We start from the raw sequence: 26,007 nt of genomic DNA on the forward strand, positions 1-26,007 counted from the left end.
TAACCAAATAGTATGAAGCTAAAGTCTTTTTTCAAGCAATGCCACGAAAAGGAGGTATTTAAAATGTTGTCTATTTATGTAGTATCTGCTTGGGTAATTTTGCAGGTACTTTCCATTACTTGGCAGCCCTTGGGACTTCCTCAAAAATCCGTTGCATTTCTAATTATCGTTCTGCTTCTTTGCTTTCCACTTTATATTTTCTTTCTATGGAAATTTCGAATAGTGCCATCGCAGAAAACGGAAATCGAGCTCGATGAAAAGGAAAAAAAGAAAAGGACTGCTTTTAAAAAAATGTATTTTTCTTCTTTGGGAATAATCACCTCACTTTGTGTTATCTCCGTTTTTTTAATCGTTACAAAAAATTTTTCCCAAAATAATGCAGATAATCTTCCCAAGATAATTAAGAGTGATAAAATTGCAGTGCTCAAATTTGGAAACAATACGGGCGATCCACAGTATGATATTGTAAGCAAAATGGCTTCAGACTGGATTATACACGGAATAACAGAAAATAATGTAGCACAAGTTATCACCCAAGATTTGATAGATGAATACAAAACTATTTTAAAGGGAAGAAAAATAGAGGAGGATGAAACGACCATAGTCAAGGAGTATTTGAAGCCAAGTAAAATCATTTCGGGAAATTTCTATTTGAAAAATGGAAGTCTTCTTTTCCAGGGAATGCTGAATGATGGAAAAACCAACAAAATTAATTTTTCCTTCAAGCCCACACTATGTGATGCAAATAATCCACTAAAATGCATTGAAGACCTTAACGAGTCTATTACAGGTTATTTCATTACGGAAGACAAGAAAAAACTTATGCTTCAGGAAACGCCACCAAAATATGACGCCTATAAATCCTTACTAGAAGCAAAATACAGTAATGACAGCCATGAATATATAAACCTTCTAAACAAAGCTATTACGGCAGATTCCACTTATTTTGAGCCTAAGGTTTTGCGCGTTGCTCATTATTACAATCAAAAGGAGTTCAAAAAATCTGACTCGCTACTTAAATTAATAAAACCAGATTCCTACACTAACAAGCGGCAGTTGAACCTACTTAATATGTATGAGGCATTGTTAAAGGGCGATAACAGGACCACTTATAAAACTATTTTAAAAGAATATGAAATAGCTCCTTTCGATATACAAACCAATAAAACAGCAATGGTGGTTGCCCTTCAGCATGTGAATCGCCCAGAAGATGTAGAAGCAATCTATAAAACAGTAGCCATGGATAGTATGAACCTTCAAAATTGCTTTGATTGTGTTTTACGGATCTATGTAAAAGTTTATGCCGACATAGAATTGGCCAAATACAGTACAGCTATAGCAACTATTGAAAGTGCACAGAAAGAAACCGAAGCCAAAATACTGAATAGACCTTTGGTAATCGCCTACGTTAGAGCAGGGAAGGAGGAGGCCTTAAAACAATTTCTTCGAAAAATAAATATTATCGCAACCCCAGAAGATACTCAGGAATTATACCTACAGGCTGGTAAAGAATATTTATTGAAAGGCGATACTCTAAAAGCTAATGAATTTTTCAACAAAATAATAAATACTGAATCCGAAACAGTATCTGGGAAGTTATCTGATGCCTTTTTTTATAAAGAGGAATATGCCAAGGCGAAGAGTATATTAAAAAAAATTCACCTTAAAGAGCCAGACAACATTGAAGTTTTGACAAAACTTGCAATATCCAACATGAAGCTTGATTATAGAACCGATACCGAAAAAAATATCAATTCTTTAGAAAATTTACGAGCAGATTATCAGTTCGGAGAAGTGGATTATGCCCTTGGGCAATATTATGCAGCAACCAATAACAAACCTGAACTATACAAACACCTGTTAAAGGCAGTGGCCAATGGACATCTATACCACTGGAAATACTTTAAAAACGATCCCCAATTCAAAAACTATAATAAATCAAAAGAGTTTGAGGAAGTAATGAACTTTTGGAAATAATATTTTTCAGCTCTTCAATTCTTTAAAAAATTCAAAAACATGGCAAAACTTAAAAATGCTCATGCGCTTTTAATTGGGGTAGGTAGTGATGATTTACCGGAAACGGTAGCCGATGCTAAAGCCCTATATAAAATATTGGGCGACAAGGAACACGGTAGCTACTATAAAAAAAACATTAAAATTGTTACAAAGAAAAATGCAACACGCAAAGGGATTTTAAAAGCCTTTGATGATTTACTTGAAAGAACGGATGAAGAGTCTTCGGTTTTTCTTTTTTATTCAGGGCATGGTGGCATGTATAGCGATAATACATTTATTAAGGATAAAACCAAGAAGAAACCAGATGCAGAAAATCAAAAGTATTTTCATCTGTGCCCTAATGATTATGATCCAGATAATTACGAAACAACTTGGATTAAGGCTGAAGAGATAAAATTTAAAATATCAAAACTAAAATCCCGAAGGTTGATTTTTTTTCTAGACTGTTGCCACGCAGCGGGCATGACCGCTGGTTTTTCAGGTCTTAGCAGCGCAAATCAGCCCAGACATACAAATGCAGATGGCCTTGCACAAAATTTAGACGATGGCAGGGGAATGACCATAGTTTCTGCCTGTCGTGCAGAACAGTTGAGTGTGGTTTTGGAAGGAGATGAAAACAGTCTTTTCACCAAATGTATGATAGAGGTTTTAAGAGGAGATACCAAAGATGAAAACGATGATGCTTTTGTTCGCATTTTTGACGTGGTTAAATACCTTTTCAAAAGAGTTCCCGAAATATATCCAAAGCAAACCCCATATGCAAATCTGCAGGTATTTGAAGATTATGTAGTGAGTTTTGCTTCAAATTTAATGGATAATAACATTAATGATGATGAAATTGAAACTTTAGTAAAAGCATCCAATACACTTAAAAAAGAGCCAGTTACAAAATTTAGGGAAACTGAAAGCTCCAATAGCGCTATATTGTTTGTGCACGGGTTTTCCGGAGAAGCTGAAAATAGCTTTGGTGATGCTCCAAAACTGCTTATGGCAAACGATAATCTAGCTGGTTGGGATCTCTTTCCTTTAGGATATAGTGGTAATGTTGTGCCAGAGATGGGTAAGAATATTTGGGCCTGCGCCAGTGATATCAGACGGAATTCAGACTTTTTGGTCACTTCTATCAAAAACAAGTTTAGCAAGTATAAGAGAATTGCGATTATAGCACACGATTTAGGTGGTATCGTAGTGCAGCAAGCTTTGTTAGAGCTTCAAAAAGAAGATATGGATAGAATTAGCCACGTGATGTTTTTTGGTACACCCAGCAACGGATTACCTGAAATAGAATTGAAAAACTTCTTTACCTATAGCAATGAAGAAAAAGAACTTAAAGAGGGAAGTCCATATATGCGGAAGCTTAGAAATCGGTGGGATGATAGGTTTCAAAATACATATCCTTTTACATTAAAAACCATTGCTGCTACCGCAGACCAATATGTACCCATTTCTTCTAGCTTGGAACCATTTTCAAAGCAATATCAAGATATGATAGAGGGAGATCATTTTTCAATTGTCCATATTGAAAAGGAAGAAAATGATAGTTACCAGCTTTTGTTAAATACCTTGATGAATAAGAGTTTTTTGAATAAATCTTCAAATAAAGAGGAAATAAATATTGCGCTTGGCGAATACAATGCCGTTATTAACACCTTGTTGCCCAATTTTAAAGACCTAGACAGCAAAGGCTTAGAACAGTTAATTTACGCTTTGGAAGGTGCGGGTAGGGAAGAGGAGGCGATGAAAATAATGAACGAGCATCCAACGGCAAAAAATAATTCAGTATTATTAGGAATAATGGGAGGGCGATACAAACGCCAGTATTTAAAAACACATTTGGCTGAAGATTTAAAAATGGCTTTTAAACACTATAACGATGCCCTTAAAATTTCAGAGGGGAAAAAGGATTACTCACAAATTTATTATCACGCCATAAACTTGGCTTTTCTCAGTTTAATGAAAGGAGAAAGAGGAGAAATGACTGCTTTTGCAGACCAAGCCCATGAAGCCACTCAAAAAGACCCATTTCCAAGTCTTTGGAAATTTGCCACTATAGCTGAAGCTTTTTTATACAAAGGCGACTTCGAAAAGTCAAAAGAAAATTATGGAAAAGCAGCTACAATGGCCGGATTGCGTGAAAAGATTTCAATCCATTCAAATGCTTACAACGCTTACGTAAGCCTGATGCAAACAGACAATCCCGAAGATCCATTCATCAAATTTATGAAAACCAATTTTTTATCGTAATTTAATTTCAAATTTATATGTTATGCTGAAATTCTTTCAAGACAAAATCCCAAAGTTGGATTTCATAAAAGCAAAAAAGAAACCAATTGCTATAAAATGTGTGCAAGTTGACGAGGAATTTGAAGTGGAAACCATGGAAGGAGTTATGAAAGGAAAACCTGGCGACTGGCTAATGGTTGGGGTTAATGGAGAGGTGTATTGCTGTGATGCAGCGATATTTGAGAAAACGTATGATCTGTGTAAGGATGAGGAATAAATATTAAAAAATACTATAAAATACAGAAACCCAATAACCAATAAAAAATGGCTCAAGACACAATATTTTTCAGCTATTCGCGGGATGACTCTGATTTTGTTTTGATGCTTGCCAAAGATTTGCGGGAGGCAGGAGCTACCATTTGGTTAGATCAGTTGGATATTCAACCTGGCTCACGCTGGGACAGTTCAATAGAAAAAGCATTACAGGAATCAAACACGCTTTTGGTGATTCTCTCATGTTCTTCGGTAAAATCAAATAATGTATTGGATGAAGTTGCGTTCGCACTGGAAGAGCATAAAAATGTTGTCCCCGTACTCTTGGAAAATTGCGAAATCCCTTTTCGGTTACGCCGATTGCAGTATGCAGATTTTAGTGACAACAGGGAAACGGGTTTAAAAACGCTTATAGATGCCCTACAATTAGGGAAAGAAGTGGCCAAGAAGTTGGTGGAAAAGGAAAAAGAACATCCCAATCCAAAACCTACACCAATAACTCCCAAATCACGGACTGTTCCACCACAGGAACCAAAAAATGTGCAACGCCCACCTCAAATGCCGTACAAAAAGAAAAACTTTACTAACTATTATATTTTGGGTGGTTGTCTTTTTCTAGTACTTATTGCGATCTTATTTTTTATAATTATGGCTTACTACTTATCAGCAGAACCTGGATATTATGATTATTAATGGTGTAAAACTTACAGTCTAATTTTTTTGATAACAGCTTCATCCTCAAGTTAAAACAAAAGTTTTCAGTACATTAGCGTATATAACACAAGTAAATAGTTATGGCAGAAAACACTATATTTTTTAGTTATTCCCGGGATGATTCGGAATTTGCATTTAGTCTTGCCAAAAGTCTTCGCGAAGCGGGCGCAAAAGTATGGCTGGACCAATTGGATATAAAACCCGGCCATAGGTGGGACAATAGCATAGAAAATGCGCTGAAATCTTCGCATACATTATTGGTTGTATTGTCAGAATCATCCGTAAAGTCAAATAATGTAATGGACGAGGTATCATATGCCTTGGAAGAAAATAAAAAAGTGGTCCCAGTACTTTTAGAGGATTGCAAGATACCATTCCGATTGAGACGCTTACAGTACGCCACCTTTACGGAAGGACATAAAAAAGGGATAGACAGCTTAGTTAGTGCGCTTAAATTGGATGATACCGTAGCGAACAAGTTGGCAGACGTCGCCGAATTACCCATGCTACCTAAACCAAAACCCATAAAACCCGAACCCGCGCAACCCTTAAACCCAGTACAAACAAACCTATCAAACAATCAAAGACCTAAAAAGAAGAGTAATGCTTGGATATATATACTGAGCAGCTTAGCAGTTATAACAGTATTGGCTGTGCTTTTAATACTATCCATAGGTAGCAATACAGATGAAAAAGTAACGGATACCCCTGAAGGTCAATACAACAACCAAATTATAAAAACCCAGGATAACCCAACCAATAAGGAATCGGCGATAGCTCAGGATTGGGCGTATGCAACCAACACAAATAACATTGAAGCTTATATACAATTCGTAAAAATGTACGGTAAAAATAATGCGTATTACAATGATGCCTACACACGGATGAAGAATATGTTTTCTGAAAATGGGTATGTAAAATACGGCATTGTAAACGTGGAGCAATATTTTCACAAAACACTATATTTTGAAGGTAATGAATTGACAATACCAGTACAGGGTGATTTTATTTCACCCAAAATGGAAAACGAAATATGGCAAAATAATTTGCCCACAGGTTATTATGTTCAACCCGGTAGGTTTTATTTGGTGATGGATGTATTAACGGATTCAAATAATGTGGTTTGGGTACATTTGGCTATTTAGATTGGAGCAGTGTATTTTTTTTACTGAAAAGTTGGGGGTAGAAGTTATGGGGACTAATTAAAAATAATAATAAAGTGATTTGCAGGACTAATTGATAGGTTTCAAAATATTCTATTTTACATAATATAAATTATAGAACAAAAAGGTTATTCTGTAATTCACATTAAAGTTTGTGCTATGTTGCTATAATTCTATATTATGTAAAATATCCCACAATGTTCCATACGCTTCATTTAAAATCCGTTGGGGGTCATTAAACTTTTTGGTTTTCGTCTGAATTCAAGTTCGCGTTGGTATGTTCTATAATTAGACGCTATGTAAAATTGCCGCGCACCTTGTGCTGGGTTTAATAATTTTTCTCTTTCAGATTATGCAGTAATGGTTTTATTATTTGTTACTTTCCAGCCAGCCGCACAAAAGCAAACATCCGTCCTATCTGATTATTTTGTGCTTTTAAGAATGCTCAGGCTGTAAAAAGTTTTCAGGAACATTTAGGAAAGCTTCCCGTAAGAGTAAAAAATTTATTCCAGCGCACCATCCAATCCATAAATTTCTTTACACTTACTCGTTTAGTACTTTTGTTGAATATTTTTTTGTTTAGAGCATTTACATTATGTCAAGTAGAAATTACTCACTTCATATTTGGCAAGCTCAGGAATTATGGCTATGAATATCTTGATTTCCCAATTACTCAGATATGGCAATAATTTCACATCATTGCTAAAGAAAATTTTTCCATCTGGATTTGAAATAATTTCTGAGGGAAATGCATATAATAATATTGGCTTATTTTCATTTACCAAAACCAATCCTAGATACTGATTAGCTGTTATATTTCCTAAGTCCTGCTTTTGGATTTTGATTTTTCGATCTGAATCTAGATTGATATAACGTAAATGTAATTGAATGATTTTACCAGTTGGTGCAGTAATAATATAGTCTAAACCCACTACTCTACTTTTATCAGGAGTAATTGTTAACTTGATTTTTTCAAGTTCATTTATAACGAAATCTAGTATTTGAAATTCTGGCTCTTGCATTTAAGATTGTAAAGATAAATGTTTCTTGCACTTTCTTTTTCCTTGATGAAAAAGAAACAAAAAATCAAGGCTTCAGAATACTTTGGAAACAATGTACGGGTCGCTCGCTACACTTTAGGAAAGATTGGAACTTTTTAAGACTGCTTGGTACTGCCATTAAACTTTTAGCAAATTAAGAATGTGTAGTGCTGACACCCTAAAGTGCTTAACGCTCAACTCCCCTATTGTTTTAACCAAAGTTTTCTGAGGCCAAAGAAACATTCCCATTCAATTCAAGCTTTTAACTCTAAATAAGAAAGTCAACAAAAAAAGAAACAGCTCCCTAAAAGAAGAAGCTGTTTCCTTACACAGGTTTTCTTTCCAAAAAAACCTACCATTAAGTTAATATCCATTTTAGATATGGGCACTACCCTACCAATACTATTTTCAGAGCATTATCACTTGCCAGTTCATAGAACGCAGTATTGATCTCTTGATAAAAGATAATACCCACAGCAGTTACAACTCCCACGGTCAAAGGCAATGCGGCAGCAAAGCCAAGGTCAACGCTAAGTGTAGTATCGCTACCAACCATGCCACCAATGGGTATTTCGGCACTAAAGGCGATGCCATTGGTTTCATTTTCATCGGGAGCAACGGGTTCGTACCCTTTTATTGCGTTAGCGTAAGCATAATCGCTCAACACCGTAACTGCAAGTACCAATCGAAAGTGCGTAGCACCTTCGGGCGGATTTATATAATTACTGGTGTTAAAATCAGGAACCAACCAAGTGGCCACACTTCTGTTTGCATCCAAAGATGGCGGGTCGCTCGTAGCATAAAATATAGAATCCAAAGGTGCTTTTTTGTTGAACTCAAAACCTTCCAACAGGCTTTTGTTGTTCAAGATCTCAAATTCCCTCTGGCCACGAATGCCTGGCCCCACAGAATTGATGCGCTTCATCAATCCTGTTATCCGTCCGACTATATAGTTGCCAGCCATACTCTTAATGATATTGGCAAAGCCCATTCGCAATGCCTTTCCTACAATTGCCGAAGCTCCAAACTCCGACATGTTTTCGCGTGTACGCTTAAAGGCAGGTTCTTTTAGTATTCTGTCCTTTTCCACACCACCAGTGGTGCGCACAACATCCTTTCCTTTGTTCTCATAGAAGGTAAGACCTCCCAATGAACCTCTCAACTTGATAAATCCTTTCTGATTTGCCATGATTTCTAGGTATTAATAACCCCCTACCGTTCCAACAAAATTGGAAACACGAATAGAGGGTTGGTTAAACTTCATCCCCGCAAAGGCGGAAATCTTCTCATTGTAAACCGACAGACAATATAGGCGCCTAAATTGCTACCGCTTTATTTTTTGGAAGGGATTTGTGTGGAAAGAAATCTTGCGATTGTTTTTTAGAATTTCAAATAATGTGCCAAAATGCATCATATTGATAATATTTTAATGACCTATTCCAAGAAGACTAGCTACTAAATAAAAATTGAAACCTAAAAATCAGCTTTATTATTAACTCCTTACGAAATCAAATTAATACAGCATATTTTATATTTGTTTTTTTGTGTGTGAGTAGGTAAAAAACAAATTAGTGTATATTGGTGTTATTCTTTAGAGGCTAAAATTTTTTCTTTAACATTTTATTGATATTTTTTTTATATTTGGAAAACTTGTAAATTACACTATTATATAGATAATATAAACAAATAAAATATCATTAAAGTTAATATTAAGAATAGTATGCTATACATTTAAGTAATCTGTTGTGGATATTTTTTAACTGAAACATCGGAATTGAACGTACAATAAATAATAATTTAATATAGAGAAGTAAAATTTAAAAATAATATATATATGAAATCATTAGAAGTTTTAAAAAGAGAAATTTTAGAAGATGGCGTAATAGACGCAAACGAAGTAAAAGAAATTGAAAAGGTAATTTATGCAGATGGAAAAATCGATAAAGAAGAGGCTGATTTTTTGTTTGAATTAAATGATGCGGTTTCAGGAAAGGACAATCATTCTTCTTGGCAAGATCTCTTCGTGAAGGCTTTATCGAGTTTTGTACTAGATGATGATGCTTCAAATGGAGAGATAGATGAAGATGAAGCTAAGTATTTGGTCAATCAAATCCAAGGAGATGGACAAATAGATGCAAATGAACTAGCACTTTTGAAAAATTTGAAATCTATTTTAGGTTCACTTCCACAATCTCTTGAGAAACTCATTAAGTAAATTAGCTTCTTTATACGTTTTGTATTGTTTATTTCTATGTAGTTATAATATGGATCATCAAACTAATGTTTTTTATTAGGTAATTTTGAATTATAGACTCTAGTAATAACGCTTAAAAATAGATATTAAGAACTGCTGGAATACATCGTCAATAAACCATCCTTGATAAGTTTAAAACATACCTCTTAAATTTAACAGTGGTTATTTGTAAGAATTTTTATATAAACATTTTATAAAACCCAACTGTCATCTCCCCTTCTAATATAATGGATGTAAAATGGCAATTAATATAAAACTATATGATTATAATTTCTACTTTACTAATAGCATTGTGTTGTATTATCATTTGGAGAGCAAGTGATGGTTTTGAAGCAGCGTCAGAATTTCTAGGCCGTAACTTGAGTGAAGGAGTAAGAGGTGCAACAATAAACGCTATTGGCTCTTCTATGCCAGAACTTTTTACGACAATGTTTTTTTTATTCGTTCTTAAGAATCGCGATGGATTTGCTGGAGGTATTGGTACCACTGCTGGAAGTGCAATTTTTAATGGAATGATTATTCCAGCTGTTGTAATATTAGTAGTTATTTTTAAAGGAATGACTAAAGAAGTTGTGGTTTCCAGAAAAGTCCTGTTACGAGATGGAATTTCCCTTTTGATTTGTGAATTTGTTCTAATTTTCCTTCTTGGAGGGAATACTTTGACCTGGGTTCATGGATTGATTCTAATGAGCTTATATGCAATTTATGCAACATATATGCTTACTTCTATGAAGTCGAACATTAATGTAGAAGGTAATTCAGAGGAAGCCGATATTGACGAAGAAGAAGATGAGGATCAAAAACAAAATTCTGGAAATATATTGTTGAACCTTGTCACACTTAATCTTGAACCAATTTTTATAAAGGGTGAAATCAATACAACAAAAGCTTGGACTCTTTTGTGTGCTGCTATGCTTGTTATTGGTTCCGCTTGCCTATTATTGGTAAAGTCTTGTGAATGGTTAGGTGATGATTTAGGAATTCCAATTTATTTTATTGCAGTAATACTAGCCAGTGCGGCTACGAGTGTTCCTGACACAATTTTATCTATGAAAGACGCGCAAAAGGGTAATTATGATGATGCAGTATCCAATGCACTTGGTAGTAACATTTTTGATGTTTGTTTTGCGTTAGGATTTCCATTATTTCTATTTACCGTTATTTATGGACCTATTACGATGTCTCCAGAAACAGTTGTAAATGTCTCGGAATTGCGGATATTATTATTTATTCTAACCCTGATTGCTTTTTTCATTTACATTGGACGACGCAAAATGGGTGGAGTTAGTGCATTTTTATTACTATTAATATACGTTGTTTTTACATTATATATTCTTGGACGTTCTATGAATGTTGATTCTGCTAATGAAGTTAGTATTTGGCTAAATCAAATAAACCAATATGTTGATGGTTTTAGATTTTGGAAATAAATATAAAAATTAACCTAAAAAAGCGGGGAAATTCCCCGCTTTTTATTTGCTTAAGTGTATAATATACTTGTGTTTTATCTACAAATTATTATTCCGTAACAATTCATTCACTTTGGCTTGAATAACAGCATATTCGCTTCCAAGTGCATTCTTTCTATCAATACCGTTACCAAAATTACCTCTAATAACTTGTAAAACTTTTTCTTCAATACTGCCTTGAGCTAAATTACCCGAAGATTGTTTTATAGAAGAATCGGAATTTGACATTGAATTAGAAGTTTGCTTTTTTGGTTCAGATGTATTAGTTATTCCATCTTTTTTATTGCTATTTAACTTATTAGTATCTTCTGATGGGTTAGACTCAGAAACAACTACTTCTTCATTCAACTGACTTTTAACAGTGTTATCAGCTTTATTTAAATCAGAGCCTGATATCATTTCATCTAAATTGGATAGGCCATCACCATCAGTATCTGCATTACCATCAATGGCATCATTTGGATTTAAATTATTCGCTATTTCAAACTCATCACTTAATCCATCATTATCACTATCTTTAAATGTACTGTTTGCACCTGTAGGATTAGAACCTAAGGCTACTTCTGCCCCATCAGACTGCCCATCACCATCACTATCTGCTATATTTAGATCAGAGCCTGCAATCATTTCGTTTAAATTAGACAAACCATCGCCATCATTATCTGCATTCCCATCAGTAACATCATTAGGATTTAAATTATTCGCTATTTCAAACTCATCACTTAATCCATCATTATCAGTATCTTTATAAATACTAGTAGCATCTGTAGGGTCAGATCCTGAAGCTACTTCTGCTCCATCAGACTGACCATCACCGTCACTATCAGAATTCTCAGGATTTGTTCCTAATTCTTTTTCTTTAATATCAGAAACTCCATCATTATCAGAATCAATAATTGCGGTATTTACATCAGCCAAATTATCAGCAGCAGGCTTAACAACAGCATTTGGTCCATTAAAAGGGTAGAATATATAAATTAATAATGCTATAATTCCAAAACCAGCTACTAGTAAGTATGGCATTACTTTACTTTTTTCATTAGAAGAAGAAGCATCTTTTTTGGAAATATTTGATGATTCCTTTTTTCCTAATGAAGTTGAAGAAGTATCTACTTTTGCTATATCAATTGAATCATCATTTTCTAATGAAGCTGAATTTTCACCCTTAGCAATGTTAAAACTTTCCTTTTTTTCAAATGGAGAAGACTCTCCTTTTGCTAAGTTAAATGAACCTTTATTTTCTGGTGAGGGTGATTCTCCTTTGGATAGATTAAATTTTTTTTTATTCATAATTAAAATCTTTTAGCATATTTAGAAATAAATTTAGGAAGGCCTCCTTCATAGCCTTGTCCAATAGCCGTAAAATTCCATTCTCCAGAAGCATCTCTAACAAATTTCCCAAATTCAACAGCATCTTCTTTCCCGAAAGATTCACTTAGAGTGTATCGGCATAATTCCTTATCTGTAGATTCATCCCATACCCTAACATAACAGCCTTCAACTTTACTAAAATCGAGATCTAAAGTCCTTCGATCTTTTAATTCATCATTAGGGAATTTTGTAATAGTTACAACTACTAAAATCTCTTTAATATTATTAGCTACACGGTCAAAATAAATTCTCATATCTTCTTCGTCATCACCATCATCACTATCATTATCCTCCCCACCACCGATTTGATCAATGGCTCCTAAGACAGATCCATCAGTAGAATAAGGTCTTTCATCATCTTCACCTTCATATTTTGTGGTTAATTCTGAACCATAAAACACTAAGTCCGTCATTTCAGGAATTTGACCGTTTTCTCCTAACAAAAATGCAGATACGTCAAGGTCAAAAATAGGACCACCTTGATCTTCATTGGCATCCCAACCTAATCCTACACCTGCTATTTTTAATCCTGGAGCTGCTTTTGATAGATTAAAAGAACTCCCTTTTGATAAATTAAATCCACTCATAACTATATTGTTTTAAAATTAGTATTAATTGTACATTGATAATAGTGTTCCTAAACCACCTGAAAATCCATCACCCATAGCTTCAAAATGCCATTCATTTTCATAATTGTATACTCTCCCAATCTGTACGGAATCTGAGCCTGTAAAATCTTCTGATAAATTATAATTACACAATTCATTTCCGCTAGCATCATCAAGAATTCTTATAAAAGCATTTTTAACCATTGAAAAGTCTTGATTATTTGAATCTGCTTCATGAATGGTTACAACAAAAATCATTTGTAGAACCTTAGAATCAACTTTACTAAGGTCCAATTTTATTTCTTCATCATCCCCATCTCCCTCGCCTGTTCTATTATCACCTTGATGAATAGTAGAACCATCACTACTTTTTAAATTGTTGTAAAAAATAAAATAGCCGTCTCCGGGTATTTTATTATTTTCATCTATCATAAATACTGAAACATCACAGTCAATTTCATTTCCATTAGCATCGGTTGCGTCCCAGCCTAGTCCAATGTGCAGATTTTTTAAACCCGGATTTTTTTTTGTTAAGTCGATTGATTGACTTTTAACTAAATTTATACTCATAACTCTATTTTTTAAATTGGAATAATATTTAAATGTTTTATTTTAATTAATATTTAAATTCTCATCGAATATTTATTTCGTTTTTTTTTTACTTGACCTCAATAGAGGTGGTGGCGGTGGCGGTTTTGGTTTTGAAATCGCTTTGGGCTCCGAAGTTTTATTATCATTAACCCTTATTGGTGGAGGAGGCGGTGGCGGTGGTTTTGGTTTTGAATTTTCATTGGTTTCTAATGTTTTATTTCCATTAACCTTCATTGGAGGAGGCGGTGGCGGCCGTTTTGGCGTTGAAATCACAAATGAATCCGATTTTTTTTTGTCTATTATAGAGGGCTCAGAAACTTTAAGTTTTTGATCGGACAATTTGGATGTTTGATTTTCACCACTTGTTTCTCCTGATTTCAAAGATGCTGTTGAGATAGAAGTCTCTTTTCTGTTTAAATCTTTTTTAGTTGAAAAATCTCCAATACTTATTATATCCGGTGATGAAATAAATAATTCAAATATTTCTTCAATCTCTTCATTACAATGATAAACGTTATTATAATGAGATTTGATTTTATCTAGGAAATTTAAAGAAGTTACTGTTTTTTTAAATACTACAAGTAAATCTAAATTTGCAACCTTAGCATTTTGTTCGCACTCTTTAACTAAATCGAAATCTTTAGTGAAATTAGCTTCATAGGAAAGTACCTCTTTTACTTTTTTCATTTTTAGCCTAACCTTCTCAATACTTCCATCAGAAAGTTCAACAGTTATAAGGGGTTCAGATTTAGTAGTATTACTATACTTTTTCGCTAAAGGAAGTAACCTAATTAATTCATTTTTCTCATTTACTAAAGAGCCTGATTTAAGCACGGCTAAATCAAAAAGTATTTTAGCAATAATTCTATTTTTTGGATCATTAGCTAGATCTTTACCAATTTTATTGAATTTAGGCGTTTTGGAACTAAGCTCATTATAAAAATCAATATAAAGATTATTATCTAAACCATCAATCAGAAGATATCCCTTATATGCTCCAATTTTTCCTTGAATATCTTTATACGCCCCAATCCTTCTGTATTTATCTAAATAATTAATTAATAAATAGTTCAAGTAGATAAGTTTAAGATTCTTATAGTTCGCGGCTATAAATAAATCTCCTACGAAATTAATCTCATTTTGCATAATATCACTTGCGAAAACTAGATTCAAATTTATTTTTTCACGAATATCAGCAACATTATTTGATGACATTAAAACTTCTTTAAGGAAATTATTAATTAGATATTCAATACCCAATAAAAGTAGATCCTTGTATTTTTTTTCTTTACTGTAAAATTTAAATGATGAATCAATATCTTTTATTAATTTAAAATAATCAAAATATGTTTTTGTAAATGACCTTTCAAATTTTAGCTTTGCGGAATGACCAATTTTAAAATCTGACTCTTCACAATAAAAGTATAAAGGTATTACTGGTTCATTTTCAAATTCATAAATCTTATATTCTCCTTTATTTTGACTAAAATAAAAAGACAAATTATTTCTACTTATATATATAGCAATATCAAAATTCATCTATTTTTGGGCTATCTTTTTTAAAATAACATTTTCAAAAAACTGCATCCCTTCTAAAATTATTATAGGCGCTACAAAATCAAACCCTTTGGGATTTCTCTGCGCCACTTTAAATTCAGGCATTTGTTGAATATAATCTGAAATATTCATGCTTTGAAATCCATTCATGAAATCTTGTTGAGTAGCTTTTAAGCCAAGATAATTTGTAGCTAATTGAAAATACAGATGTGCAAATTGCATAAACTTAGGACAAGGTTTCTGACTATTCTCTGGTCTAAGCAAAAACAATTTTCCTATATTTTCCATCAGTAAAGCATTAATAGATGACTCTGAATTAAGTTTAGTACTTTGTCCTGATGAAGAAATCAATTCAAAGCCATCTTCACCAATTACTTCAAGTGGTTTTTCATCAGTTTTTGGAATGTATAATTTACCAGTTGTTGATGCCAATCCTTTAGCTACCTCATATTTCACATCAGAAGATAGATTTTCATTATCTCTACTTTGAAAGATTGGAGGGCCTCCTAAATGTTGTTTAGCCGCCTCCATTCCACCAAACCCATTAATAAACATATCCATATAATACTTCTTATCAGCCTGCGGATTTATTGCTTTTAACCAATCCATAATTCTTGACCCTTTCCCTGTAAACTGGATCTGAATCTTAGGACTGCTCCAATCGGTTGTTCTATTTGGTGATTTGTCAATCTCTAACTTCACTTTCTTGGCAATTTGACCAGCATAATAAACAATAAGACCTGTTATATAAACATTTACCGAAACCATCTCTTTACACTTTGCTCCAAGTAATCTGTAAAACTCATCAAATTCATTATCAGTTAATCTATCTACTAATTGCTCAAAATAATAAGGAGCAGTATTTTCGGTATATTTATTTGCTCCTTTATTAATACCCTCTAGTTTAATGCCTTTTTTATCTAAAAGTTCTATTAATACCGTTTTGAAATTTGGAGAGTGTTTGGTAGCTTGAGCAACACGTTGTGCAGCAAAACGAATTGAACTTTGTTTGACCATAGATAAACCAATTCCTGCTGGTCCCTTCATTTGTCCTAATACTAAGATATCAGTTGTACTACCTCCAATATCAAAGCAAATTGTTAATGTATTTGTTTCTGTGCTAACGGTTTTTTTTTGTGCTAAGAAATTTGCAACTGCACAAGACTCTGTCATTGCATAATCATCATCAATCTCTTGAAAATCAAATGTAATTGGATTATCATCAATGAGTATATCTTCAATTTTAGCTATTTTTATTTTCTCATCCGCCCATCCTCCCAGATTTTGTTCAGATTGTGTTTTTTTGCTTACTGATTCTCCCCAATCTCCTGATTCTGTAACACTTCCCCATCCAGTATCATCTGATATTTCTGTGTTAATCTGTTTATCAACACCATCTGATGCTTTACTCCAGCCATTTCCATCTGATTTAATATCAAAATTACCTACCCCTTTTTTTACTTTAAGATTATGACCTTCAATCAAAGGATTTACAACTTCTAATCCACTCCAAATCTGAGTATATGAATCTATTAAATTTTGACCCATTGCCGAAGGATATGACCACTTTAATGAAGACGGATATAGTTTTTTAGCAAAAAGATCAGCATACACCTGTAACAATAAGGAACTTAAATATGCTTTTCTTCGTGATTCTTCCATATCATTATTATCTCCATTTCCAGACCATTTCATGTTGTGTATTAAAGTTGACTGACCAATACTACCTTTAGCATCTCCAAAGTTCAAAATATAAGTTGAGTCGGTACTATCTTCAATAGGTAGGTTTTTTTCAAAACAAGGAAAGCCCCCTTTAACATACTCTGAGGCAAGTGCAGATAAATTACCTTGCCCATTATCATCTTTCATTCTTCTCGTATCATGTAAGGATAAAATAGATTTAATTTGATTGCTCTCTATTTCATCATTTTGAAAGAAAAATATTTCATCTTCCCCTGCAGGTTTAATAGTATTATCTTTTTCATCCGAATCCAAAAGTGAAACTCTTCTGTTATTGAATGTAAATCCTATGGCCTCACCCGCAACGCCCTTTCTGTAAGCAATTGCACTATTCGTACTTCCAAAATCTACCCCTAAATGCGCTTCATCTAGATTTTCTAAATCATCTATTATTTGTAAATAATCATTGGATGAATTTCCATATTCAATCATAGCATAACCAACTAATTTGTTTTGATGTAACATTTGAAAACCTTTAAATGGATTTTTACTTTCAAATATTTCATATTCATAATTTGTACCATCAACGTTTCTGGATAATTCAACTTTCAGATGTGCCGATTTCATATCTGTCTCTTTCCCTCCCTTTGCTATTAATGCTGGAATTTCAGGATCATCGACACTCATAATGACATCAAAATTTTGTGTTTCTAAATTTCCACAAAACGGAATAGCCTGCCAATTAGAACTATTATGTGGCATTTCTGAATATAAAAAATATTTCTTCCATTTTTTACTTACAAAATTTGGCCATAATAAAATATCCTTGCCAAAAATATCATCAGCAGTTGTTTTGTAAACTTTTTTAATTTCTCCTAAATGACTTGTTTGAGAGAATAAATTAAGTTTTACAGTTAAATTTGATGTACTTGGATCGTATGTAGCAGTAATTCTAGTTTTAATATCAGCTGCGTTGTTAATGCCTAGAACAGTACTTAATCTATTCCCGAAAATTTTTATTCCTTTTGGTGATAAAGGCAACATGAAATGTCTAATTTCATTAGGCTCACTTTTAACATCTGCCTTCAATAGTAATAATGGTCTATTTTGTAAAAAATTAGGGTTTCCATCATCATCTACACAGGCAATAGCAGTATCTTCAGGTAATAATAATTCATTTGGATTAAATTCAATAGCATCTTCAGGTGCATCCTCGGCATAAATAACTCCATTAAATCCTGCAAGATTTGTAGAATAATTGAATAAAATATTATAAGGAGTTTTAAAATTACTCACTTGAGGTATATCTTCGGTTATTGATGACGTATAACCTTTATCAATGGCATATTTGTCCATTTCTGAAACCCAAGTTGTCAAATTTCCAATTACATTCTCAAATTCAAAAGGAATAGTTACTTTAGAGAAGAATTCTTTAAATTTATTTGTACCTCTTGCAATATGATTTACATAGCTTTTTAATTTATTTAAACTTTGAGGGTCTATGGATCTTTTTAAGGGATCTGTAAATTTACCAACAACATTCCCTTCATTTTTTTCCTCTTTTACATATATAGAACTTTCTCCAGAAATATCATAAGCAACAGAAGTGAATAAGAAACTATCAGGTGTAGTACCACCTACTACAATTTGTTTTCCGTTTGACTTCGTATATAAAAGTATATCAATATATGGAGTAGAATCTATTTCATTAGGATTTGACCAAAGGGGTTTTCTTTCAAAAAGCATATTTCCGAAAGAACCTTTAGGTTCATATATATTTTCAGTATTTTCTGTAGATTTTTTATCAGAATAAGTTAAACTTATTCTTTTAACTTCTATTTTTTCATGATTTAAAGCAATACAGGTAATTAAACCTCTCCACTCATCAATTAAATATTTATAAAAATGAATTAACCCACTTCCAGTCATGTCCTTATCTACTACATTATCAATAGCATTTCTAAACATGTTTGCTCTTGCATAGATAGTAGGAACACCAGAAATTATTGAACCGACATTACCAGACCCTTCATTTTCACCACCAATTGCTGGTGTAATTATTTCTTTAGTAAAAGTTTCTATGTTTCCTATCTTCTCCCAAGTGTACTCTGCAGCAGGTGGGTTAGATTTAGATTTTATTACAAGTGATGTTAAAGACATAATTTGTTTTTAAAAAATTAATTAAATTTTTTGAGATTTTTTTATAGCATTATAAACATGAGCCAAAAATTTCTCATTTGTTTCTGAAACTTTTTGTTCTTCAACTTTAGGCTTGGTATCTATATCTAATAGTGTTTTCACAAAAGGATCATAAGAATCACCAAATACAGTTGTCTTCCAATGATATTCTTTTTCAGTGAATATTTTACCAGCATCAAATTTTTTATCTAATTCCTTTAAATTTCTAGTATATGCTTTATCATCCAAAACAAATTTACCACTTATAGTATTTTTCAATTGATAAAGCCAACCAGGAATAAACATATTATTCTCAATTGTATAACCAAAATATTCAAGATATCTATTAAGATCCTGCGTATATTGCTCTTCTATTGATTTATAATCTAATATACTTTGTGATTCTAACCTATTTAAGAACCCTTGTACTCCATTATCACCCTCAGCACCTTTGTTTATAGTCTGTGCCAAATGCATAAAAGAAACAAATGCTCCAAATTTTCGCGCAAATAATTTACCATTTTCTCCATCACCTATAAAATCATTGAAATTAAAATCTAATTTACCATCTTTATAATGTACAGCTTTATATAAATATTCAGCTTTAACAACATCCATTCCTTTATCATTATTAAAAAAATCAAAAGCTGCACAAGCACATAAAAACTCTGTTATATGACCAGGGTTTCTTTGTTCTCCTCCACCTGTAACGGTTTTTTTATCATTTTTATCTTTAGAAAAGTCTTCAGAATCTATTGGCCAACCAATATGGTACATCTTCTTATAGGTTCTTTGTACAGTTGGATCTCCCTGATAGAATTGAAGTGCTGCTTGACTATTTAGTGTGAAGAATGAACTATCTGCAATTATGCTATTATCTTTGTTTGCCTTTTGAGCAGCATCAGGCTTTTTGAATGAAAAATATTCTGTTAATAATGTTGCCCCAAATTTAGCGTCTTTATGAAGACTCATGTTTTTATCTCGAATTTTAATGGCATCATTTAAAGCTTTGGGCAAGACAGGGATAGAGGAGGCTCCTGTTCCGCCAAAAATAGAACCGAAAACAAATATTTTTGCATCAGCACCAGCAGTAAAAATTTTGTTGAAAAACACTCCAAATTCTTCTTCTTCAGATTTCAAATCCTTTCCTGTCTGCAAGTTTCGGGCTGCTTCAACTATAGCATGATACATTAAATAAGAGCCTAAATGGGTTTGAGCTCTATAACCGTGTGCTAAATTGAAATCTTGAACACTATCCTCCAAAAATAAATCAGACAATAATTTATTATCAGAATCTACTGAATTTAGTTTAGTTATATTTTTAAATCTTGTTCTCGCGGGATTATTGTAATCCGTCCAAAACCGATACAAATTTAACTTTGCGCTAAAAAAAGTATCAGTATTTGGTGAGCCCCCAATTTTCCCGGGGGTTGTTTTAATTCTATTATAAAGACCTATAAGCTCTTCAGCTCTTTGTTTGTTACCATTTGTCTGATCTGTATCCAAAGTTAAAATATCAATTTCCTTTGAATCGAATAAACCCATTGCAGACATATGGGTAAACGCCTCTAAGCATCTCATCCCTGTGCCTCCAATTGCAATAACAAAATATTTATCTGTACTCGCCATAATTTTTATTATTTATCTTTTTGAAGGAAACCAATTACCGACTTTTCCTCTACTCATCATTTTAGCTAATACAAAACCTAAGATAATATAAACGACCAATACGACCCCTGAAGCTATTGGTGGATGCATTGAAAATTTATTTAGTGCAGGACCAGTTTTTACGTTGGGAATTACCAAAAAGAAATTATATAAATAAAAAGTTAAAGGTGCTAAAATTGCTAAAATCCAAAACCACACTCTCCTTTTTCCTGGGTCTTTTGGATTTGTGCCTCCTTGAAATTTTATGAGATTAGCAATAAGTATAGCCAAAGCAATAAAGAAGACTATAAAAATTAATGCAACTATATATGTTTCTGTTATTTTAGCTGGCACATCTTTTAAATTGATAGTGTTAGAGGCTGCTGATGCTATAGTTGTATTAAGCAAAGCTAAAAGTGACATCGAAGTAATTGTTTTTTTCATTTTTATTTTATTTGTGATTAAAATTATTGATTAAATGGTCCAAATTTTAGGTAGTAACTATAAATTACGCCTTTTGGAATATTATCTTTCATGGTGTTTTTTAATGAAAGATACAATGCTTCATCTTTACCAGAATTATCAATTTTATCCCAAGTTAAGGCAGTTTCATCCATATCTTCAACAACAGCTTCTTCTAAAATTATATCTACTCTAAATAGATTTGGTCGATCATTATTAAGTCCTTTAGTATTTTCATTTAATTGGTCATTAAATTTTAGTACTATTTCATATTTACCTGAGTCGTTGGCTTGGTTTACTTCCCCAGCGGTTTGGTCAAGAAAAAGAAAATCCTGAACTCCTAAATCTGAAATATCGAAAGTTTTTTTAGCATACACAAAATCATTACTTAAAATAGACCTAAAGTTGTTAATAGTATCTTGTTGACTCTTGTTAATAATATTGTAAGGCTCCTCTTCATCAATGGTCGTCAAGCAATCAAAAACTAAATAATTTTCAACTGTTAAACTATCTTTCCCATTTGAATTTTTTACCAAGCTTGGTGGGTTTTCTTTTGCTAATAGGTTTCTTTTAAAATTATTAAAATCATCATTAATGTCGTGCACCACAATTTTAATTTTATTAACATCATAATTATTTAGCATGTCAAAACGGAAAAATAATTTATCAAGTAATGGGTAATTTTTTTTCTTACCATTTTCATCACCCGAATCTCTTAGATAATAAACCAACCCATCATCATTAAGACTAAAGGGAGCTACTGAAAAATCAATAAATTCAAATGCTCTTTTAGGAGATGGGTAATATGCCTCCGTTTCTGTAAAATACTCTAAATATTTATCAGCTCCTGGTGTTTGTGCATTCTTATATTCTCTAACATACATATTCGAAATATTAGTAGAAAAAGACAATGTTTTATAGTCAAGGTTATCTGCTTTTAAATCTGCCAAATAATTTTCTAATATTTTATTTTCAGAATTATTTGGTATAAAGAACATAATGTACATATGTTTCTTATATTCTTTACCATTATTATTTTCAATAAAATCGGTATATACTATCTCTATTTTATTTCCCTTCTTAAACCATTTAGCAAATGCTTTACTCGCCCACATCTCCTTACTTACCGCACCTACCCTTTTGTCGTATAACTCTCCATCGGTAATTAATACACCCACATTATCACTATCAACAATCTTATTAATAGCCTTATCAATAGGAGCCCCTATCTTGTATTTTCCATCAGCAGTTTTAAAACCACTACCTTGAAAATAGTCTACTATATTATTTTTGGGATACTGTATTAAAGAATCATTACTTAGCTCAAAATAATCAGTACTATTGTTTAAATTAGAAATACTAGCAAAAAACTTTTTGTAAACATTTTTGTTATTTTCATTATTTAAACAAAACTTGGTTATTCCATCACTAAAATCTACATATACACCAACTCTATCATTACTATTAGATACATTTTCATCTGGAAAAAATTCTGAATGATATTGCTCGATAATTTTAGTTTCAACAATATCATCTAATGATTTATTGGGGCATTCATCTGAACTTGAAGCACAATTAGTGATTACAAGACATATAACAAATAAAGAAAAGATCCGTATAATATTTCTTAATGGAATAAATAATTTAAATCTCATTTGAACAGTAATTATGGTTAGTTATAAAATAATTTTTTAGAATTTTAATATTTTGTTAACATATTGTGGCGTTAAATTTAACAATTTAAAATATAAAATCTAATGACTATTTCCAATAAATATGATATACATCTAAATTTTAATGATAAACCACTCTTTCATAGAAGTTTTATTAGGATAATTTTTTTTTGATGGATTAATTGTAGACAATTTTTAAACTCAAAAATTAGTGATTTAAGTAATTACTTGATTTAGTATAATTCATATTATTATCTATCATATTATAATAAACCATAAGAAGGAAATTTTCGGGGTTGGTTAATTTGTTTTATACAAATCCAAATCACCCAACTTTAAATTTTTTTTAATTCAATCTCCAAATTTAAAAAACGAATTCCACACAATTTTACGGGAAACCGTAAATTGGAATAAAAATCTTCTGTCCTAGGAAAAAATTTCTTTCTATCCTCAAAACTGAACCAATTTTACTAAAAAGAAAATTATTGCAGAAATTCTCGTGAAAATCATTCGGTTTTTGATGAGAACATGATTTTATTAGAAATTGGGTTCTTGATCTCTTCAAAAAATAATTTTTACCTACCCAAACAAATGATTATAGCCGTGATACATGCCTTGAAATGCTCCTTCACTCCTTTAAAAAAATAAATAACTTGATTACGGTTTTCCGTAAAGTTTTCTTAGGAAGTTATTTTAGATTTGTTTTGATTTTTGGAACTATTGATCCAAAATTGCATAATTCTTTGGTTAAAGTTATATCTATGCAAATAAGAATCTTAATGATATTTCATAGTTTTGAAAAAAGGTTTTATATATGCGTTTTGTAAAAATCTTTATTATTTTAATTTTCATTACGCTAACAAGTTGTTTAGATAATGGTAAAACTGTCGAATTTAACCCTGATCTACCACTGAAGGAAGAAACAGAAGCGATTACTTTTCAAGGAGAAAAAGGAGATGTGGATAAAATTTTAAAATTCGAATTGTATAAAATGAAATACTCACTAGAGTTATCATTCGAAAATGACATTCTAAATCATTTTAATAATGCTGAAAGAAATTTACAATATTATACTGATGAACAACCTGAGAATGCTACTGAAGAATTTTATAATATCTTTCTTAATGATGATAATGACCTCGCCCTTCTAGAAGGTATTTTAGAATCTTTAAGAAATAGAAATATTGGTAATGATTATGACATGGTTCAATTAATAACTTCCTTCGTTCAGTCCTTACCCTATGAAATTGCGGAACCTCAAAAATACCCATATGAAACACTTTATCTTAATAAGGGTGACTGTTCAGATAAATCAGTTCTTTTATGTAAACTTTTTATTCTCGAGGGATATGATGTCTGTCTTTTTTCTTATGACAAAGCAAAACACATGTCTGTTGGATTAAAAGTTGATGAAAATGAAGATTCTTATAATTCAGGGTACATTTATATAGAATCTACAGCAATAATTCCAATCGGAGAAATTCCGACAGAATTAGTTGGTGGAATAAAAATAGACGAAGCTCCTAATGTAATATTACCTAAGGAAAACGGAGATAATACATATAATGAGTTTAATAATTTAAAGCTATTTTATAGCAAGCTAACTAAAATGTATGGAGAAGAATATCTTTCAACATCAATAAAAGGCAAAAACCTATTAGAACAAATGCAAATGTTAGCGCTAAAAAATGATTCATTACAAGATGAACAATCTTCAATGAACCATGTGTTAGATTCCCTTAAAATAGTCATTACCGAGAAAGGATGCGGAGGAACAGTACCTGAGTCCATATATGAGGATTGTATGAAGATTAATAAGCTTTATAACAAATTTGTCAAAAATTATAATAATCTAAATACCCTAACAGTTAATTCCAATGAAATTTATAATCAAAAAGTAAATTTATTTAATTCTCTCAAGAAATAAATAAATTAAGAGAAATTAAGTATGAATATGTATTTTAAAATAATAATTTTTAACCAGATAGATATTACCTTATTGTAATTTATATATTTGAAATAATAAAGATTATTTTAAAAATTAATTATTAGAAAAATGAATGTTATGGTAAAAAGAAACTACATTATTGATCTATTTTGTAAAATATCATTACTATCTCTTTTAGTATTATTAAATTCTTGTTCTTCTCAATCTAAAGAATCTTATTTAGATAATTATAAAGATTTTATCAGCGAGATTAGTAGTGATACTAATGAATATACAGAAGAGGAGTGGATTGAAATGGATGAAGAATATGAAAATTATTCTGGAGATTTATATGATGAATATCAAGAGGATTTAACTTTTCAAGAAAAAATGCTACTGAAAAAATATGCAATTCAATACAATTTTTTTAGATATAAAGAAGATGCATCTGCGTTAATTAATCTTTTTAATAAAAAAGATTATGATAAACTAAAAGAGCAATTAAAATACTACTCCGATAATGAAATGGAAGCAGATATCGAAAATCTTAAAAACCAAGCGGATAAATTTGGGAGTGAAGCTTCCAAAGCATTTGATGATATTTTAAAAGAATTAAACGAAGCTAACCTACAAGATGAGGATTAAATATATTATAACTTTATTTCTATCATTTTCAATAATTTTTTTTATTCTTGGACTTACATACCCTCTTCTAGTAACAAAACAACAAGTGTTTGGGGTTATACTAAAATATCAAGAAATTAAATTATTTGATTCTGTTAAAATATTTTATAAAAATAATGACTACTTATTGGCAGCTATTATATTTTTATTTACAATAATATTACCAATTATAAAATTTTTAGAATTATTGAATAGAAATCTAATTTTTTATGCCGTACCAAAAAAAATTAGCCATATTCTTCATTCCTTAGATAAATGGAGTATGCTTGATGTTTTTTTAGTGGCATTATTGCTATTAAATTTCAAAATGGATTCCAATCTCATTGTTATGAAACTTCAAATTGGAACAACTTTTATAACACTTTCAATTATAACTAGAATGATTACTGTGGCAGTCATGGATTATTACCATCGAGACTAACAATACCTCTTGCTTTTGGAATATTTGGTGTAATAATATGTTAAAAGGTTAGTGAT

Annotated in this window: 20 protein-coding genes; 10 read left to right on the forward strand and 10 right to left on the reverse strand. The window is 31.8% G+C overall.

What is annotated here, in order from left to right; genetic code table 11:
* Positions 1-12 precede the first annotated feature (12 nt).
* The 5 genes from AEQU1_RS16035 to AEQU1_RS16055 all read left to right on the forward strand — a co-directional run bounded on the left by AEQU1_RS16035 (position 13) and on the right by AEQU1_RS16055 (position 6,371).
* Positions 13-1,977: a lipopolysaccharide assembly protein LapB gene (locus AEQU1_RS16035; RefSeq protein WP_146743768.1), complete on the forward strand. Its 1,965-nt coding sequence runs from the start codon at positions 13-15 to the stop codon at positions 1,975-1,977.
* Positions 1,978-2,016: 39 nt separating this feature from the next.
* Positions 2,017-4,260 (forward strand): caspase family protein, encoded by a 2,244-nt coding sequence (locus AEQU1_RS16040; protein ID WP_111882720.1) that lies wholly within the window; start codon positions 2,017-2,019, stop codon positions 4,258-4,260.
* Between the two features lie 22 nt (positions 4,261-4,282).
* Positions 4,283-4,516 (forward strand): PGDYG domain-containing protein, encoded by a 234-nt coding sequence (locus AEQU1_RS16045; protein ID WP_111882721.1) that lies wholly within the window; start codon positions 4,283-4,285, stop codon positions 4,514-4,516.
* Between the two features lie 47 nt (positions 4,517-4,563).
* Positions 4,564-5,205, forward strand: coding sequence for a toll/interleukin-1 receptor domain-containing protein (locus tag AEQU1_RS16050; RefSeq protein WP_111882722.1), 642 nt, complete (start codon positions 4,564-4,566; stop codon positions 5,203-5,205).
* Between the two features lie 101 nt (positions 5,206-5,306).
* A complete protein-coding gene (locus tag AEQU1_RS16055) occupies positions 5,307-6,371 on the forward strand; it encodes a toll/interleukin-1 receptor domain-containing protein (protein ID WP_111882724.1) in 1,065 nt (354 codons plus the stop codon).
* Between the two features lie 611 nt (positions 6,372-6,982).
* Here AEQU1_RS16055 and AEQU1_RS16060 read toward each other — a convergent pair.
* Positions 6,983-7,411 (reverse strand): hypothetical protein, encoded by a 429-nt coding sequence (locus tag AEQU1_RS16060; RefSeq protein WP_111882725.1) that lies wholly within the window; start codon positions 7,409-7,411, stop codon positions 6,983-6,985.
* 406 nt (positions 7,412-7,817) lie between these two features.
* Entirely contained in the window at positions 7,818-8,618 is an 801-nt protein-coding gene (locus AEQU1_RS16065) for a hypothetical protein (protein WP_111882727.1), read from the reverse strand.
* A 645-nt stretch (positions 8,619-9,263) separates the two neighbouring features.
* Between AEQU1_RS16065 and AEQU1_RS16070 the strand changes: the two genes are divergently transcribed.
* Positions 9,264-9,644, forward strand: a complete 381-nt coding sequence (locus tag AEQU1_RS16070; RefSeq protein WP_111882728.1) for a TerB family tellurite resistance protein — start codon at positions 9,264-9,266, stop codon at positions 9,642-9,644.
* A 299-nt stretch (positions 9,645-9,943) separates the two neighbouring features.
* Entirely contained in the window at positions 9,944-11,113 is a 1,170-nt protein-coding gene (locus tag AEQU1_RS16075; RefSeq protein ID WP_111882730.1) for a sodium:calcium antiporter, read from the forward strand.
* 78 nt (positions 11,114-11,191) lie between these two features.
* Here AEQU1_RS16075 and AEQU1_RS16080 read toward each other — a convergent pair whose 3' ends face one another.
* The 8 genes from AEQU1_RS16080 to AEQU1_RS16115 form a co-directional block, all read right to left on the reverse strand.
* The gene (locus AEQU1_RS16080; protein ID WP_111882732.1) at positions 11,192-12,442 is read right to left on the reverse strand and encodes a hypothetical protein; all 1,251 of its coding nucleotides are present in this window, start codon (positions 12,440-12,442) and stop codon (positions 11,192-11,194) included.
* 2 nt (positions 12,443-12,444) lie between these two features.
* Positions 12,445-13,110 (reverse strand): TerD family protein, encoded by a 666-nt coding sequence (locus AEQU1_RS16085; RefSeq protein ID WP_111882733.1) that lies wholly within the window; start codon positions 13,108-13,110, stop codon positions 12,445-12,447.
* A 24-nt stretch (positions 13,111-13,134) separates the two neighbouring features.
* Complete coding sequence (locus AEQU1_RS16090) at positions 13,135-13,701, reverse strand: TerD family protein (protein WP_111882735.1); 567 nt, start codon at positions 13,699-13,701, stop codon at positions 13,135-13,137.
* 72 nt (positions 13,702-13,773) lie between these two features.
* Complete coding sequence (locus AEQU1_RS16095; RefSeq protein WP_181566801.1) at positions 13,774-15,261, reverse strand: hypothetical protein; 1,488 nt, start codon at positions 15,259-15,261, stop codon at positions 13,774-13,776.
* Positions 15,262-19,119, reverse strand: coding sequence for a hypothetical protein (locus AEQU1_RS16100; protein ID WP_111882738.1), 3,858 nt, complete (start codon positions 19,117-19,119; stop codon positions 15,262-15,264).
* Positions 19,120-19,140: 21 nt separating this feature from the next.
* A complete protein-coding gene (locus AEQU1_RS16105) occupies positions 19,141-20,766 on the reverse strand; it encodes a hypothetical protein (RefSeq protein WP_146743769.1) in 1,626 nt (541 codons plus the stop codon).
* A 12-nt stretch (positions 20,767-20,778) separates the two neighbouring features.
* Positions 20,779-21,228: a hypothetical protein gene (locus AEQU1_RS16110; RefSeq protein WP_111882741.1), complete on the reverse strand. Its 450-nt coding sequence runs from the start codon at positions 21,226-21,228 to the stop codon at positions 20,779-20,781.
* Between the two features lie 23 nt (positions 21,229-21,251).
* Positions 21,252-22,901 (reverse strand): hypothetical protein, encoded by a 1,650-nt coding sequence (locus AEQU1_RS16115; RefSeq protein ID WP_111882743.1) that lies wholly within the window; start codon positions 22,899-22,901, stop codon positions 21,252-21,254.
* Positions 22,902-23,733: 832 nt separating this feature from the next.
* On the opposite strand from AEQU1_RS16115, the gene AEQU1_RS16120 reads away from it, so the two are divergent.
* The 3 genes from AEQU1_RS16120 to AEQU1_RS16130 all read left to right on the forward strand — a co-directional run bounded on the left by AEQU1_RS16120 (position 23,734) and on the right by AEQU1_RS16130 (position 25,951).
* Positions 23,734-24,846 (forward strand): hypothetical protein, encoded by a 1,113-nt coding sequence (locus AEQU1_RS16120; RefSeq protein ID WP_111882745.1) that lies wholly within the window; start codon positions 23,734-23,736, stop codon positions 24,844-24,846.
* A gap of 138 nt (positions 24,847-24,984) precedes the next feature.
* On the forward strand, positions 24,985-25,491 hold the full coding sequence (locus AEQU1_RS16125) for a DUF6565 domain-containing protein (RefSeq protein ID WP_146743770.1): 507 nt from the start codon (positions 24,985-24,987) through the stop codon (positions 25,489-25,491).
* Positions 25,481-25,951, forward strand: coding sequence for a paraquat-inducible protein A (locus tag AEQU1_RS16130; protein ID WP_111882748.1), 471 nt, complete (start codon positions 25,481-25,483; stop codon positions 25,949-25,951). The genes AEQU1_RS16125 and AEQU1_RS16130 overlap by 11 nt, the downstream gene beginning before the upstream one ends.
* Positions 25,952-26,007 lie beyond the last annotated feature (56 nt).

Origin of the sequence: Aequorivita sp. CIP111184 (genome assembly GCF_900489465.1) — a bacterium.
GTDB lineage: Bacteria > Bacteroidota > Bacteroidia > Flavobacteriales > Flavobacteriaceae > Aequorivita.

Bases quoted from the DNA above. Each gene is read 5' to 3' on its own strand.
- AEQU1_RS16035 (WP_146743768.1), top strand. From the start codon at position 13: ATGAAGCTAAAGTCTTTTTTCAAGCAATGCCACGAAAAGGAGGTATTT.
- AEQU1_RS16040 (WP_111882720.1), top strand. From the start codon at position 2,017: ATGGCAAAACTTAAAAATGCTCATGCGCTTTTAATTGGGGTAGGTAGT.
- AEQU1_RS16045 (WP_111882721.1), top strand. From the start codon at position 4,283: ATGCTGAAATTCTTTCAAGACAAAATCCCAAAGTTGGATTTCATAAAA.
- AEQU1_RS16050 (WP_111882722.1), top strand. From the start codon at position 4,564: ATGGCTCAAGACACAATATTTTTCAGCTATTCGCGGGATGACTCTGAT.
- AEQU1_RS16055 (WP_111882724.1), top strand. From the start codon at position 5,307: ATGGCAGAAAACACTATATTTTTTAGTTATTCCCGGGATGATTCGGAA.
- AEQU1_RS16060 (WP_111882725.1), bottom strand. From the start codon at position 7,411: ATGCAAGAGCCAGAATTTCAAATACTAGATTTCGTTATAAATGAACTT.
- AEQU1_RS16065 (WP_111882727.1), bottom strand. From the start codon at position 8,618: ATGGCAAATCAGAAAGGATTTATCAAGTTGAGAGGTTCATTGGGAGGT.
- AEQU1_RS16070 (WP_111882728.1), top strand. From the start codon at position 9,264: ATGAAATCATTAGAAGTTTTAAAAAGAGAAATTTTAGAAGATGGCGTA.
- AEQU1_RS16075 (WP_111882730.1), top strand. From the start codon at position 9,944: ATGATTATAATTTCTACTTTACTAATAGCATTGTGTTGTATTATCATT.
- AEQU1_RS16080 (WP_111882732.1), bottom strand. From the start codon at position 12,442: ATGAATAAAAAAAAATTTAATCTATCCAAAGGAGAATCACCCTCACCA.
- AEQU1_RS16085 (WP_111882733.1), bottom strand. From the start codon at position 13,110: ATGAGTGGATTTAATTTATCAAAAGGGAGTTCTTTTAATCTATCAAAA.
- AEQU1_RS16090 (WP_111882735.1), bottom strand. From the start codon at position 13,701: ATGAGTATAAATTTAGTTAAAAGTCAATCAATCGACTTAACAAAAAAA.
- AEQU1_RS16095 (WP_181566801.1), bottom strand. From the start codon at position 15,261: ATGAATTTTGATATTGCTATATATATAAGTAGAAATAATTTGTCTTTT.
- AEQU1_RS16100 (WP_111882738.1), bottom strand. From the start codon at position 19,119: ATGTCTTTAACATCACTTGTAATAAAATCTAAATCTAACCCACCTGCT.
- AEQU1_RS16105 (WP_146743769.1), bottom strand. From the start codon at position 20,766: ATGGCGAGTACAGATAAATATTTTGTTATTGCAATTGGAGGCACAGGG.
- AEQU1_RS16110 (WP_111882741.1), bottom strand. From the start codon at position 21,228: ATGAAAAAAACAATTACTTCGATGTCACTTTTAGCTTTGCTTAATACA.
- AEQU1_RS16115 (WP_111882743.1), bottom strand. From the start codon at position 22,901: ATGAGATTTAAATTATTTATTCCATTAAGAAATATTATACGGATCTTT.
- AEQU1_RS16120 (WP_111882745.1), top strand. From the start codon at position 23,734: ATGCGTTTTGTAAAAATCTTTATTATTTTAATTTTCATTACGCTAACA.
- AEQU1_RS16125 (WP_146743770.1), top strand. From the start codon at position 24,985: ATGGTAAAAAGAAACTACATTATTGATCTATTTTGTAAAATATCATTA.
- AEQU1_RS16130 (WP_111882748.1), top strand. From the start codon at position 25,481: ATGAGGATTAAATATATTATAACTTTATTTCTATCATTTTCAATAATT.